Origin of the sequence: Vreelandella zhanjiangensis DSM 21076, from assembly GCF_000377665.1 — a bacterium.
Classification (GTDB): domain Bacteria; phylum Pseudomonadota; class Gammaproteobacteria; order Pseudomonadales; family Halomonadaceae; genus Vreelandella; species Vreelandella zhanjiangensis.
Map to the genome: position 1 here is coordinate 1 of NZ_KB898653.1, position 13099 is coordinate 13099.

A 13099-nucleotide genomic window follows, 5' to 3' on the forward strand; every position below is an offset into this window, starting at 1 on the left:
AGCGGGTGAAGTGAGCGATGTAAATCTCGCTAACCTCCTGACAAACCGAAGGTTTTCACCTTCATTCACCGCTGGTAACGCTTGGCGTCCCCGGCAGCGGATGCGTACTTTACGGATTCGCCGGGCGTTTGGCAAGGGGCTTTTTGAAATAAGTCTGAAAAACATCAGCGGCCTCTTTTATAAGACCTTGAAAGCACTTCGGCGAACCACGTATTGGCGGTTACACTACCCTCTGCCACTTCATCTACCCACTTATATGTATGAGGTCTGTGATGAGCCCCCATCTGCTATCCGTTGACTCCTTAAACCGCGACAGCGTTAATCACCTTTTGCGCGTTGCGGCGCAAATGGAGCCAATAGCCCAACGCCGCCAGATTACGCGTGTTCTTGAAGGAGCCGTACTGGGTAATCTGTTTTTCGAAGCCAGTACGCGTACGCGAGTGAGTTTTCATACGGCGTTCTGTCGGCTGGGCGGTAGCGTGTGCGATACCACTGGCTTTACCTTCTCATCCATGGCTAAAGGCGAGTCGCTTTACGATACCAGCCGGGTAATGAGTGGCTACTGCGATGCAATCGTTATGCGTCACCCGGATCAGGGTTCTGTTGCGGAGTTTGCGGCGGCGACGAATGTACCGGTGATTAACGGCGGCGACGGCCCTGGTGAACACCCAAGCCAAGCCCTGCTGGATATTTATACGATCGATAAGGAGTTTCAGCGGTTAGGCAAATCGTTTGGCGGGGCACATATTCTGCTGACTGGCGATCTCAAGTATGGGCGTACCGTCCACTCGCTGATCAAGCTGCTGTCTCTTTATGATCCGCTCCGTATTACGCTGGTATCACCGCCCGGGCTTGAAATGCCTACTGCACTGATTGACCTGGTCATATCTCGCGGGCACCAGGTAGAGGTACGCGATCATTTAGCCACCGACTTCAGCGATTTGGATGTGGTGTACACCACGCGGATCCAAAAAGAGCGTTTCACCGAGGAAATGAACGAGAACTTCCAGGGCATCTCGGATGACTTTATGGTCAATAAAGCGTTTTTGGATCAGCGTTGCACTGATTCCACCATCGTTATGCATCCGCTGCCCCGCGATAGCCGCGCCGGCGCGAATGATTTGAACGTCGATCTTAACGGCGACCCGAGACTTGCGATCTTCCGCCAGACAGATAACGGTATTTCCATGCGGATGGCTATCTTTGCCACGCTGCTACAGGTCGATACGCTGATCGAAAAAGATCTTCGCCCGGTGCGCTGGTTTGTGCCCAGCCAAATCGGCACGCTGGACCGCTAAAATTGCGTTCAGATTAGTAAGCAGAGCGCCCATCGGGAAGGCCTTCCTGGTGGGCGAACCAGCCTTCCAGGATCAATACCGCCGCAATGCCATCTACGCTCTCTTCGCGGTAGTTACCCCGATGCCCGGCATCGCGTGCGATCTGCTTGGCTTCGCGAGTAGAGCCGCGTTCATCGACCATCACACACGGTTTGCCGTAGCGCCCGTGCAGCCGATTGCCAAACTTGCGCGCACGCTTGCTCATGTCCGACTCGCTACCATCCATATTAAGCGGCAGGCCAACGACCAATAGGTCCGGCTGCCACTCTTTCAGCAGCTGCTCGACCTTATTCCAGTCAGGGATTCCATCGCGCGCGGTGAGCGGGGCAAGCTCACGAGCACTTCGCAGCAGCTCATTACCCACCGCCACACCGACTCGCCGCGTGCCATAGTCGAAAGCAAGAATTAAGCGCTGGCCAATATCCGCCATTACGCGTGCCCTGCGTCTCGGGTCATCAAGTTAAGGTCAACGCCAAGCAAGCCTGCCGCGGCGGTTAACCGCTCCACGGGTGGCGTGTTGAACAATACCTCAGGCTGCCCTTCAACCGTCAGCCAGCTATTTTCTTTAAGTTCATCTTCCAGCTGGCCGACTTCCCAACCAGCGCAGCCCAGGCAAATCAGAAAGTGCTCGGGCCCTTCGCCGTTGGCCAACGCCTGAAGAATATCCATGGAGGTTGTCAGCGCAATATCATCGTCTACCTGAACGCTTGAGTCCCACTCCTGGCTGTCGCCTAGATGCAGAATAAAGCCACGATCCTTGTGCATTGGGCCACCATAATAGACTGGCGCGTTACGGTGAGGGCTATCTTCACCGCCCAACTCTAACTGCTCAAACAATGCATCCAGGGTGATCTCAAGCGGCCGATTGGTAATAACGCCCATACAGCCGTTGTGGTCATGCTCGCACAGGTATATCAGGCTACCCTCAAAATTGGGGTCATCCAGATGGGGCATTGCCATCAAAAAGTGTTGCTTCAAACTTTGCATGCGTCTCCTACGGCCTGCCGGCATGACCAGCAGACCTCAGTCATCAAATGTGAATCGGTTTCTCAAGCAGCACTCAGGCGGCGCTCAATGGCATCCAGCAGCAGGCCGGCGATATTCGTGCCGCGCTGGTCATCAATTTCACGCACACAGGTCGGGCTAGTGACGTTAATTTCAGTGATGTAGTCGCCGATCACGTCCAGCCCCACAAACATAAGGCCTTTCTCACGAATCATGGGCTGTACTTGCTCAATGAGCCAGTAATCGCGATCGGTAAGCTCACGTGTGACGCCACGGCCGCCCGCTGCCAGGTTACCGCGCGTCTCGCCTGCCGACGGGATACGCGCCAGCCCAAACGGCACCGGCTCGCCATCGACCAGCAGAATGCGCGTATCGCCGTCTTTAATTTCAGGTAGATAACGCTGTGCCATGATCTGGCGCTGGCCACGTAGCGTTAGCTGCTCAATCACTGCGCCAATATTGCGGCCTTCAGGGCCGATATGAAAAATACCGGTGCCGCCCATACCGTCCAGCGGTTTAAAGATCACATCGCCATGCTCGGCATGAAAAGCCCGCAGCACGTCATCCCGGCTGGCAACCATGGTGGGCGTACAACACTCGGGGAACTGCTGGGCAAACAGCTTTTCGTTACACTGCAAAAGTGCGGCGGTCGGATTGACGATCAACACGCCTTCACGCTCGGCAAAGCCTAGAAGGTGAACCGCATTGGTGAAGTCAGCGTCCACCGGCGGGTCTTTACGCATTAATACCACATCCAGCTCAGCCAGTGGCCGGGCGGCCGCTTCGCCAAGGTCGTACCAGTGGTTAGGGTCGCGATGCACCGTGAGCGGACGCATGCGTGCATAGGCCTGCCCCGCCTGTAAGAAAAGATCTTCCTGCTCCATGTAGTGCAGAGTATAGCCACGTTCCTGGGCCGCCCATAGCATGGCTATAGTGGTATCTTTCTTGTAAGCGATGTCGCTGATGGGGTCCATCACGACGCCGAGATGCAGATTTGATTGACTCATCGGGGCACAATCCATACTTAAACAATAGATAGGCAGTATGCCGCACTGCCTGTCCAGCTCCAACCGCTGACGCCGTTACGGGGCAAGCACACCCGGCACCAAGCGTATCGCGTCAGGCGCAAGAGTAATCAGCTGCTGCTTATAGAGCCGCCCAATGGCTTGTTTAAACGCACTTTTACTTACGCCTAGACGCGCCTTAATCGCATGGGCGTCACTTTTATCGCCCAGCGGCAGGTAGCCGCCACTTTCACGCAGCGCTTTGAGTATTTTCTCACCCACCACGTCCAGGCGTGCGGCTCCTGGCGGTAATAGTGAGATATCCAGGCGCCCGTCTTCACGGCGCTGCTTCACGTAACCCGACAGCGCCTGCCCACGGCGCAGCGGCTGGGTAATATCATCCTGGTAAATTAGCCCCCAATAGCGGTGGTCGACTACGACTTTCATGCCTAGATCGGTGCGATCGGCCATCATCACGGCGACTTCAGCGCCTTTTTCCAAGGCCCAGGCGTCATCGGTCAAAAAACGATCCAGCTTCATCGTGGCAACAGGACGCCCCTGGTCGTCGCTATACAGCATTACCAGTACGCGTTTGCCAACGTCCGGCCGGAAATGTTGCTCACTAAAAGGTAGTAGCACATCTTTAGGCTGCCCCCAGCGCAAGAAGGCACCGGTGTTATTGACGGCCACAACGGTTAAATACGCCACTTCGCCTATTTGGGCAGATGCATCGCTGGCAGCGCGAGGAGGAGTTGTTGATTCACGGGCCATGGGTGCCGTCCTTAAAAAGTGAACCTGCATTATGGCGCCTGAGGATCATTGGGCAAAGTGGCAGCGCACTTTATTAACCCGCCGGGCCTCTTTCAAAATGACCGTAAAGCCAGGCGAAGCATGGAAGGCATCAATCATACTGCGCAGACTATCTGGCAAGCCGTTGGTATTCAGCGGGCTTAAACAGGCATAAAGCGAATATTCAGACATCCCCAAAAGCCAGGTCATCTGGACGTGGGAGCTAGGCAGGATAGTTAGTAAGTGCTTACAAATCGCCGAAGTAGTGCTGTAACAACGTTAAAGCAACCACCGGGGCGGTTTCAGTGCGCAGTACGCGCGGACCCAAGGTTAACGGCGTAAAGTCAGCCGCCTGGGCAGCTGCAATATCGGTGTCCGTCAACCCCCCCTCAGGGCCAATTAAAAGCGCGGCGGTTTCGGGGCGTTCTGACTGGTTAAACGCATTGCCGGTCGCTAAATGCAGCATCAGACGAAGCGGTTCCTGACGAGCGCTCAACCATTCATCAAGGCTCAGTGGAGAATGCACCGTGGGCACTACCGCTCGGCCACTTTGCTCGCAGGCACTGGCAGCCACCGCCTGCCAATGAGCCAGCTTTTTAGCTTCGCGATCTCTCTTCAAGCGTACATCGCCCCGCTCGGTATACAGCGGGGTAATGGCGGCAACCCCCAGCTCAACGGCCTTCTGGATCGCATAATCCATCCGGTCGCCCTTGGAGATCGCCTGACCAAGATGAACGGCAAAGGGTGATTCACTTTTACCCCGCCACAAGGCGTCCACTACGGCGAAGGTGTGCTTTCGCCCCACCTCTGCCAAGCGAACACCCGCTTCTTGCCCCTGACCATCAAACAGCACCAACGGCGCGCCTTCACCCATCCGTAATACACGGGTCACATGGCGCGCCGGGCCTTCCGGCAGCTCTACCGTCTCGCCCACATTAAAAAACGCCGGTACATAGAGACGGGGCATTTTGCCATGCAAGGCATACCAGTCGGCTGCTTGCATGCTTAGTGAGTACTTGCTTCGGCTTGGCTAGCCTGCTGCGCTTCACGCTGCTTGCGCTGGGCGTACATGGCTTCGAAGTTGACCGGCGCCAGCATCAGCGGCGGGAAGCCACCACGGTTGACCAGGTTATCCACGCACTCACGGGCGTAAGGGAACAGCAGGTTGGGGCAGAACGCACCTAGCGTCTGTTCCAGCTGCGCGCCTTCAATGCCGGAAATACGGAACAGGCCCGCCTGCTGGACTTCAGCCAAAAACGACGTGGTGCCGGTTTCGTTATCGTTCACCTGAGCGGTCACTTTTATAACCACTTCGTATTGGTCGTCAGCGATTTTTGTGCTGCTGGTATTGAGATCCAGATTCACCTTGGGCTTGAAGGCCTGTTTGAAAACAGATGGCGAATTCGGCGCCTCAAAGGAGATATCTTTTACATAAATACGCTGCAAAGAGAACTTCAGCTGCGGCTTATCGCCTGACGCTGCTGCGCCAGCTTGCGGGGTGTTGTTATCTTCCGCCATGGGGAAACTCCTCGTTGTTCATTCAATCAATATAAAAGGTGCGACGTTACTTACTTCTTGACCACAGGAAGGCTATCAGCCTGCCACTGCGCCATACCGCCTTTTAGCTTAAACACGCGCTCAAAGCCCGCCTTGGCAAGCTTGGTCTGAACCACACCTGAGCTCTGGCCCTGCTTGCACACCACAATGATCGGCTGATTTTTTACTTTATTCAGTTCGCTCATGCGGCTGTCGATATTGCTTTGCGGGATGTTACGTGCGCCAGCGATATGCCCAGCTTTAAAGTCTTTCGTTTCGCGAATATCCAGCACAACCGCGTCTTCACGGTTAATAAGCTGGGTTGCCTGCGTTGAGGTCACCGCGTTGGTTGAGGCACTGCGTGTTTCATAAATAAGCCACGCTACAAGCACCAGTAAAAACGCCCCGACGAGCAGGGGGTGGTTCTGTACGAATTCGAGCAGCTGATCGATCATCGCGAACACAATCTCTTAGTCTATGCGGAAAAAAGCGGCTGAACCGCTGACAAAACGCGACAAGTATACACGTCACAAGGCACCCCGCGCAGGCCTTGGTCATGACGCCCGGCAGTTGCCTACGTTATGATGCCCCAAGCGTGCGTCAGTCGCGACCCTGTTCACAAGGCATTGTCTGAAAATAACCGGTGTGGCACGTTTATTTTCAAATAATTCTTTAGCGTCAAATCATCTTTTCGCTTTGCGCCGCTTTTTAAGCCGCTTCGATTATTCAACCTAACGAGGTTTTTATGGCTACTTCTACCCCGCGCCCCGTCGCGCTGATCATCCTCGACGGTTATGGCCACAATCCTGATAACGCGCACAACGCCGTGGCATCCGCCAACACGCCGGTAATGGACGACCTGTGGGCCAATCGGCCACACGCCTTTGTACATACCGATGGCCGCCACGTGGGCCTGCCCGATGGCCAGATGGGCAACTCTGAAGTCGGCCATATGAATCTAGGGGCGGGCCGCATCGTTTACCAGGACTTCACCCGCATTACCAAAGCGATTGAAGACGGCGACCTGGATATTAACGAAAACCTGACGCAGCCAATCGATGAAGCGGTGGCCAATGGACGCGCCGTTCATCTGCTGGGCCTGCTTTCCCCGGGTGGCGTGCACAGCCATGAAGATCACTTTATCGCCATGGCCGAACTGGCGGCGCGGCGCGGCGCGCAGCGCATCTTCATTCATGCGTTTCTAGATGGCCGAGACATGCCGCCGCAAAGCGCCCTGTCTTCCATCGAGCGCGCTAACGCCCGCCTGGCCGAGCTGGTAGGCGCTGACAATGGCTTTGTGGCCTCGATTATTGGCCGCTTTTACGCCATGGACCGTGACAACCGCTGGGAGCGGGTCGAAAAAGCCTACCACTTGCTGACGGAAGGCCAGGCGGACATCTATGCGACCAGCGCCGAAACTGCGCTGCGCGACGCCTATGAGCGTGGTGAAACCGACGAGTTTGTATTGCCAAGCTGCGTATTGCTCAATGATAAGTGCGTTACTTTACAAGACGGTGACGCCGCTCTGTTCCTCAACTTCCGCTCTGACCGTGCCCGCGAGCTTACCCGCGCGTTTGTAGAGCACGAGTTCAGCGGATTTTCACGCAAAGCCCGCCCGTCACTGGCCGGTAAAGGGCTGGTCATGCTGACCCAGTATGCAGCGGACATTTCCGCACCGGCCGCGTTCCCGCCATTTGATCTCAACGACACCTTAGGCGAAGTCGTCGCCAAACGTGGTTTAACCCAACTGCGTATTGCCGAAACCGAAAAATACCCGCACGTAACGTTTTTCTTTTCAGGCGGACAGGAAACGGAGTTTGACGGCGAAACGCGTATTTTGCTGCCCTCCCCTCAGGATGTGCGCACCTACGACGAAAAGCCTGAGATGAGCGCCTATGAAATTACCGACAAGCTGGTTGAGGCGATCGATGCCGGGCAGTTTGACTTGATTGTGTGTAACTACGCTAACGGTGACATGGTTGGCCATACCGGCGACTTTAACGCCGCGGTAAAAGCCATTGAAACGGTCGATATCTGTGTAGGCCGCGTTGTAGAAGCCATTGAGCGGGCAGGCGGCGCGTGCCTGATTACTGCCGATCACGGCAACGCCGAGCAGATGGTTCACCCAGAGACCGGCGCCCCGCAAACCGCGCATACAACGTTCGTCGTGCCGCTGGTCTACGTGGGCGAACGCGCCGGCGCGTTAAGCGATGGCCGTCTGTGCGATTTAGCGCCCACGCTATTAACCATGATGAATCAATCCGTTCCCCAGGCGATGACCGGGAAGCCATTGATCGATTTCAGTTGATTATACGTCTGCTAATATCCATGCGTGCGGCATTAGCGCTTAGTGCGCTTTTGATAGCCATGTATTCACCGGCGGGCTTGGCCCAGCCGGATGAAAACGCGGCACGCCAGCAGCTAGACGCGCTAGGCCAGGAAATCGAGTCGCTCTCACAGCGACTGAGCGCCACCGGCCAAGCGCGCGATAGCGCCGAACGTGAATTGCGTGAAGTCGAGACGGAACTGGCCGAGACTCACCAACGCCTTGATGCCCTGCAGGCCGAGCGGCGTCAGCTAGATGACGAAATGGCCCAGTTAAACCAACATCGCGAGCGCCTGGAAGGAGAGCGAACCGGCCAGTATGCGGCGCTCAGTCAGCAGCTGGCCGCCCTGTATCGACTAGGCCCTACGCCGCAGCTTAAGCTACTGCTTAATCAGGGCGACCCGGCCGAGCTGGACCGCATGCAGGCTTATCTCAACCGGTTTACCCAAGCGCGTAACCAGCGGCTTGCCGATATCGCCCGCCTGGACGCCGCGCTTGCCGATACCCAGCACGCGCTGAATGAACGCCAGACGCGCCTGTTGAGCCTGGAGGACGAGCTGGATTCACAGCGCGCTCGATTGGTCGAACGCACTAACGAGCGGAGTAGCGTGGTGGCAACGCTGGATGACCGTTACGGCAGCGAAGCCGACCGGCTAGCGGACCTGAACGACAACCGAGAACAGGCGGAGCGCAAGCTGCGTGAAATACAGGCAGAACTCGCTCGCCTCGATGCCCCCACGCCTACGACCAATATCACCCGCACCCAGGGAGATTTGCCGTGGCCGGTACAAGGTGACATTACCACGGCATATAACCGTCGTGACGGGGTTCACTATAATGGTATTGTCATTCAGGCCAGTGCCGGTACTCAGGTGGGTGCAGTGCACACTGGGCGGGTGGTATTTGCCGAATGGATGCGCGGGTTTGGCAATCTGGTGATTATCGACCATGGTGATCAGGTAATGACGCTTTACGCTCACCTGCAGCAGTTTAGCGTTCGCCCCGGCCAGCAGGTCAGCCGTGGCGATGAGATCGGTCGTGTAGGCGACAGTGGCGGGCAACCCCGCGCCGCGCTCTACTTTGAAGTACGTCAACGTGGCGAACCAATTAACCCTCAGCGTTGGATTGCGCGCCGCTGACGGGATAAGCTGAAACGCATTAATGTCAACTAAGGTGGCGCTTTGTAACGCTGCCTATCGCCTTGCGGAGTCTGCATGACGCCATTTGTTACCGACGTATCGGCCCCTGCCAAGCGACTCTTGGCTACCCTGCTTCCCCTTGCGCTACTGTCGGCCCCGCTACCGCTGCTTGCTCAGCCAGCCAACCAATCGGTAGCCGATGACCTGCCGCTTGAAGAGATCCAGACCTTCGCCGAGGTATTCGAGCGCATCAAGCGTGGCTACGTTGAAGAGGTCGATGACCGCACTCTCTTGCGTAACGCCATGCGCGGCATGCTGAGCGAGCTGGATCCGCACTCGGCGTATCTCGATGAAGAGGAATACCAAAGCCTGCGTGAAACCACCCAGGGCGAGTTTGGCGGTATCGGTATCGAAGTGGGCATGGAGAACGGGCAGCTGGTGGTGGTAACGCCCATCGACGATACCCCAGCCTCACGGGCAGGGCTGCTGTCACGCGATGTGATCATTGCCATCAACGGTACGCCTACCGAAAGCATGTCGCTGCAGGAAGCGGTGACCATGATGCGCGGCGAACCGGGCAGCGAGCTGCGTATTTCCGTGCTGCGCACGGGCGAAGAGACGCCGCGCACCTTTACGCTGAACCGCGAAGTGATTCGCAGTGAAAGCGTCAAGCACGAGCTGCTTGAGCCAGGCTATGGCTATTTACGCATCAGCCAGTTCCAGACGCGCACCACGGAGCAGGCACGCCAGGCGATTGAGCGCATGATGCGCGAGCAGCCGCTGGAAGGCCTGATCCTTGATCTGCGTAACAACCCCGGCGGTATCCTGCAGGCCGCGGCTGGCGTGGCGGATCTCTTTTTAGATGATGGCCTGATCGTGTACACCGAAGGACGCCTTTCTGACACTGAGCTTTCGTTCTCAGCCTCGCCGGATACCCCCGCAGGCGATATTCCTCTGGTGGTGCTGATTAATAGCGGCAGCGCATCGGCCGCAGAAATTGTTGCCGGCGCCCTTCAGGATCAGCGGCGCGGCGTGATTATGGGCACCGATAGCTTCGGCAAGGGCTCGGTTCAGCAAATTATGCCGCTGGGTAATGGCGAAGGCCTGAAGCTCACCACGGCGCTCTACTACACGCCGAACGGGCGCTCCATTCAGGCCCAGGGCATTGTTCCAGATGTAGAGGTGGTCCGCGGCCGCCTTGAAGTGGCCGAAAGCCGCCTGGAACTTCGCGAGTCGGATTTGGGCGGCCATCTGGATGCTCAGCAGCCAGCGACACAGGCACGCATGTCAGCGACTGAACGGCTGCGCGACGACTACCAGATGAGCGAAGCGCTTAACCTGCTTAAAGCCCTCAACGTGGTGGATCGCCGCCGCCGTTAACGACAGCTAAGCGGCAGGCGCCCACGCTCTCCGGTGGCCTGCCGCATTACCATTCGCTTTAAAGGACTGAGTCGATTCATACCGCTCATGCCCAGGTTGCGCACTAACGTAAACACCGGCATTTGGGTACCAAACAGCTCTCTAAAGCCCTTCATCAGGCCTAACATGGCGCTATTGTCCAGACGCCGCCGACGCTCATAGCGGCGTAGCGTGGTTAGCTCGCCCCAGGGGGCACCGCGTCGCCAGGCACTGATGACTTCTTCAGCAAGCACCGCTGCATCCATCAGGCCCAGATTAACCCCCTGCCCCGCCAGCGGGTGAATACTATGTGCGGCATCGCCCACCAGCGCAAAGTGCGCCAGCACATACTGCTTTGCATGGCGCTGCACCAGCGGAAAACGGTATGCCTGATCACAGGCGACCACGTCGCCCAAACGATGGCCAAACGCCTCGCCTAGCGCCTGGCCCAAAGCCTCGCGCGATAACTGGCCAAGCGTTGAGGCGTGCTCAGGCGTGGTCGACCAGACAATCGAGCAGTAGCGTGCGTCACCATCTACGGTAAGCGGTAAAAAAGCCAGCGGCCCGCCCGCCATAAACGCTTGGCGCGCAGTGCTGCCATGGGTTTGCGTGCACTTGACGGTGGTGACCACGGCTTCCTGGCCCATGTCGTCACTGACAACGTCTATCTCGGCCATTTCGCGCAGCGTTGAGCGCGCGCCATCCGCCGCCACCAGCAACGGCGCATGCAGCGTGCGCCCGTCAGCCAGCTTCAACCAGCGCCCGGTGACCGAGGTTTGCAGCGCCCGTAACGTCGCCCCAAAAAAGCACGTTACGTTGGGGTGACCAAGCACCTGATCGTTTAGCGCTGCTTGGGTGACCGCGTTTTCAACGATATGTCCAAGCACGGGCACGCCGGCTTCGTCGGCAGAAAAGTTGATCTCCCCACTGCCATCGGCGTCCCAGACCTGCATATAGCGGTAAGGCGTTACACGACACTCGGCCATCGCGGGCCATACGCCCAAATGGGTGAGCAAGCGCTGGGAGACCGGCGTTAATGCGCTTACCCGAGGGGCTGGCAATGCCTTGTCGATCGCCTCCCAGCCAAGCGGTTCTTTACGTGCCTCAACCAATGCAATGCGCATGCCCGCCTGCGCCAGCAAGGCAACCAGCGCCGTCCCGACTACGCCCGCACCGACGACGACAACGTCAAAGCATTGGGTAGGGTCAGTTTGTGTCGCATGCGTATCCATAGCGTTCCTTGGGTCTGATCTTGATTATCCTGCGGTTGGTTCGGCGCTTTACTCAAGCCTGGGCGAGCGGTTGATAATTAACGCTCCAAACCCATCGCCCGGCGTGCCAAGCCGCGGCGCAACGGTCCAATCAGATTAAGGCCAATCAGTCCCGCGGCCCTGGCATGCGGCAGTAACGGCAATGATTGACCAAACAGGCGCACCAGGCCATCGCTAAAGCGAATCACATTGCTGCGATCACGCGCCCGCTTTTGCTCAAAAGCCAGCAGCGTGGCCATATCGCCCAGTGACCGCTTGGCCTGTTCGCCCTGCTCGAGTGCTTCGACTAAATCCATGATACCGCGCAGCGCCAGATTAAAGCCCTGCCCGGCGACCGGATGTAGTGCATGGGCGGCGTTGCCCAGAACCGCAAGCCCTGGGCGAACCGGTTCTTCTGCCGTCACCAGCGAAAGCGGGTAGCTATAGCGCTTGCCTGCCCGGGTAAAGCGCCCTACACGATCACCAAAAGCGGCCTGTAACTGAGAGAGGAATTCGCGATCTGGCAACGCCATTCGCGCCTGCTCCTGGCCCGAGGGATGTGTCCATATCAATTCCATTGCCTGCCCGGGAAGAGGCAAAAGGGCCATCGGCCCTTCCTGGGTAAAACGCTCATAAGCCACCCCCTGATGGGGCTGGCTGATACCTACATGAGCAATCAGTGCGGTCTGCTCATAGGAGTTACGCCGGCTGCTGATGCCCAACTGCTCTTTAAGGCCCGAACGGCCACCGTCGGCAAGTACGGTTAATGCTGCACGTAGTTCGCTACCGTCAGAAAGGCGCAGATAGTGGCCATTTGCTTCAGGTGAGAGCTTGTCTACCTTGGCCGGGCAGTACCACTCGACCGGCAGGGTTCTTAAGTGGCGATGAAGAACCCGCCCCATCCAGGCGTTGGGAATGACATGCCCCAGCGCATCGACCCCTAGCTCCTGAGCACTAAGGCGTGTAGCACCCAGACGCCCGCGCTCGCTGATATGAATATTTCGAATAGGTGTCGATTCCGCCTGCATGGCCTCCCAGACGCCCAACTGGCGAAAGCGCTGCGCAGAGCCCTCGGCAATAGCGCTTGCCCGGGCGTCAAAGCTTGGCTGCCAACTCTCGTCAAGCGGCGCGTCATTAAGCGGGGTCGCTTCGATAATTGCGACTTTCCAACCGTAACGCTCGATCAGCGGAGCCAGTGCGCAGCCTAAGCTGGCGCCCACTAGCCCCCCCCCGACGATGACAATATCGTGGGTGGTCGTCTGTGCTGGCGTATGCCCGGACTGCGCCATTGGCGTCTCCTGTTACTTAACTCACC

14 protein-coding genes are annotated in these 13099 nt (G+C 57.5%); 4 read left to right on the top strand and 10 right to left on the bottom strand.

Annotation, left to right across the window (positions count from 1 at the left end):
* The first annotated feature begins 272 nt into the window (after positions 1 to 272).
* Positions 273 to 1298 (top strand): aspartate carbamoyltransferase, encoded by a 1026-nt coding sequence (gene pyrB / locus D467_RS0115035; protein WP_018918356.1) that lies wholly within the window; start codon positions 273 to 275, stop codon positions 1296 to 1298.
* A gap of 13 nt (positions 1299 to 1311) precedes the next feature.
* Here pyrB and ruvX read toward each other — a convergent pair whose 3' ends face one another.
* From ruvX to D467_RS0115075, 8 genes are all read right to left on the bottom strand, one after another.
* Entirely contained in the window at positions 1312 to 1767 is a 456-nt protein-coding gene (gene ruvX / locus D467_RS0115040; protein WP_018918357.1) for a Holliday junction resolvase RuvX, read from the bottom strand.
* Positions 1767 to 2324 carry a YqgE/AlgH family protein gene (locus D467_RS0115045; protein WP_018918358.1) on the bottom strand — a complete coding sequence of 186 codons (558 nt, stop codon included), beginning with the start codon at positions 2322 to 2324 and terminating at the stop codon, positions 1767 to 1769. Before D467_RS0115045 ends, ruvX begins: the two co-directional genes overlap by 1 nt.
* 62 nt (positions 2325 to 2386) lie before the next feature.
* The gene (gene gshB / locus D467_RS0115050) at positions 2387 to 3349 is read right to left on the bottom strand and encodes a glutathione synthase (protein ID WP_018918359.1); all 963 of its coding nucleotides are present in this window, start codon (positions 3347 to 3349) and stop codon (positions 2387 to 2389) included.
* A 75-nt stretch (positions 3350 to 3424) separates the two neighbouring features.
* Positions 3425 to 4117, bottom strand: coding sequence for a CvfB family protein (locus D467_RS0115055; protein WP_018918360.1), 693 nt, complete (start codon positions 4115 to 4117; stop codon positions 3425 to 3427).
* A gap of 45 nt (positions 4118 to 4162) precedes the next feature.
* Positions 4163 to 4327, bottom strand: a complete 165-nt coding sequence (locus D467_RS19875; RefSeq protein ID WP_018918361.1) for a hypothetical protein — start codon at positions 4325 to 4327, stop codon at positions 4163 to 4165.
* 55 nt (positions 4328 to 4382) lie between these two features.
* Positions 4383 to 5138: a 16S rRNA (uracil(1498)-N(3))-methyltransferase gene (locus D467_RS0115065; protein WP_018918362.1), complete on the bottom strand. Its 756-nt coding sequence runs from the start codon at positions 5136 to 5138 to the stop codon at positions 4383 to 4385.
* Between the two features lie 2 nt (positions 5139 to 5140).
* On the bottom strand, positions 5141 to 5653 hold the full coding sequence (gene secB, locus D467_RS0115070; protein ID WP_018918363.1) for a protein-export chaperone SecB: 513 nt from the start codon (positions 5651 to 5653) through the stop codon (positions 5141 to 5143).
* 50 nt (positions 5654 to 5703) lie between these two features.
* Positions 5704 to 6126, bottom strand: coding sequence for a rhodanese-like domain-containing protein (locus tag D467_RS0115075; protein WP_018918364.1), 423 nt, complete (start codon positions 6124 to 6126; stop codon positions 5704 to 5706).
* Positions 6127 to 6416: 290 nt separating this feature from the next.
* On the opposite strand from D467_RS0115075, the gene gpmI reads away from it, so the two are divergent.
* From gpmI to D467_RS0115090, 3 genes are all read left to right on the top strand, one after another.
* Positions 6417 to 7979 carry a 2,3-bisphosphoglycerate-independent phosphoglycerate mutase gene (gene gpmI / locus D467_RS0115080; protein ID WP_018918365.1) on the top strand — a complete coding sequence of 521 codons (1563 nt, stop codon included), beginning with the start codon at positions 6417 to 6419 and terminating at the stop codon, positions 7977 to 7979.
* A gap of 20 nt (positions 7980 to 7999) precedes the next feature.
* Positions 8000 to 9136 (top strand): murein hydrolase activator EnvC family protein, encoded by a 1137-nt coding sequence (locus D467_RS0115085; RefSeq protein ID WP_018918366.1) that lies wholly within the window; start codon positions 8000 to 8002, stop codon positions 9134 to 9136.
* 75 nt (positions 9137 to 9211) lie between these two features.
* The gene (locus D467_RS0115090) at positions 9212 to 10516 is read left to right on the top strand and encodes a S41 family peptidase (RefSeq protein WP_018918367.1); all 1305 of its coding nucleotides are present in this window, start codon (positions 9212 to 9214) and stop codon (positions 10514 to 10516) included.
* On the opposite strand, the gene D467_RS0115095 is transcribed toward D467_RS0115090, so the two are convergent.
* Both D467_RS0115095 and ubiH read right to left on the bottom strand, forming a co-directional pair.
* A complete protein-coding gene (locus D467_RS0115095) occupies positions 10513 to 11766 on the bottom strand; it encodes a UbiH/UbiF/VisC/COQ6 family ubiquinone biosynthesis hydroxylase (protein WP_018918368.1) in 1254 nt (417 codons plus the stop codon). The genes D467_RS0115090 and D467_RS0115095 overlap by 4 nt on opposite strands.
* Before the next feature lie 77 nt (positions 11767 to 11843).
* A complete protein-coding gene (ubiH, locus tag D467_RS0115100) occupies positions 11844 to 13073 on the bottom strand; it encodes a 2-octaprenyl-6-methoxyphenyl hydroxylase (RefSeq protein ID WP_018918369.1) in 1230 nt (409 codons plus the stop codon).
* Positions 13074 to 13099: the final 26 nt, after the last annotated feature.

Bases quoted from the DNA above. Each gene is read 5' to 3' on its own strand.
- pyrB (WP_018918356.1), top strand. From the start codon at position 273: ATGAGCCCCCATCTGCTATCCGTTGACTCCTTAAACCGCGACAGCGTT.
- ruvX (WP_018918357.1), bottom strand. From the start codon at position 1,767: ATGGCGGATATTGGCCAGCGCTTAATTCTTGCTTTCGACTATGGCACG.
- D467_RS0115045 (WP_018918358.1), bottom strand. From the start codon at position 2,324: ATGCAAAGTTTGAAGCAACACTTTTTGATGGCAATGCCCCATCTGGAT.
- gshB (WP_018918359.1), bottom strand. From the start codon at position 3,349: ATGAGTCAATCAAATCTGCATCTCGGCGTCGTGATGGACCCCATCAGC.
- D467_RS0115055 (WP_018918360.1), bottom strand. From the start codon at position 4,117: ATGGCCCGTGAATCAACAACTCCTCCTCGCGCTGCCAGCGATGCATCT.
- D467_RS19875 (WP_018918361.1), bottom strand. From the start codon at position 4,327: ATGTCTGAATATTCGCTTTATGCCTGTTTAAGCCCGCTGAATACCAAC.
- D467_RS0115065 (WP_018918362.1), bottom strand. From the start codon at position 5,138: ATGCAAGCAGCCGACTGGTATGCCTTGCATGGCAAAATGCCCCGTCTC.
- secB (WP_018918363.1), bottom strand. From the start codon at position 5,653: ATGGCGGAAGATAACAACACCCCGCAAGCTGGCGCAGCAGCGTCAGGC.
- D467_RS0115075 (WP_018918364.1), bottom strand. From the start codon at position 6,126: ATGATCGATCAGCTGCTCGAATTCGTACAGAACCACCCCCTGCTCGTC.
- gpmI (WP_018918365.1), top strand. From the start codon at position 6,417: ATGGCTACTTCTACCCCGCGCCCCGTCGCGCTGATCATCCTCGACGGT.
- D467_RS0115085 (WP_018918366.1), top strand. From the start codon at position 8,000: ATGCGTGCGGCATTAGCGCTTAGTGCGCTTTTGATAGCCATGTATTCA.
- D467_RS0115090 (WP_018918367.1), top strand. From the start codon at position 9,212: ATGACGCCATTTGTTACCGACGTATCGGCCCCTGCCAAGCGACTCTTG.
- D467_RS0115095 (WP_018918368.1), bottom strand. From the start codon at position 11,766: ATGGATACGCATGCGACACAAACTGACCCTACCCAATGCTTTGACGTT.
- ubiH (WP_018918369.1), bottom strand. From the start codon at position 13,073: ATGGCGCAGTCCGGGCATACGCCAGCACAGACGACCACCCACGATATT.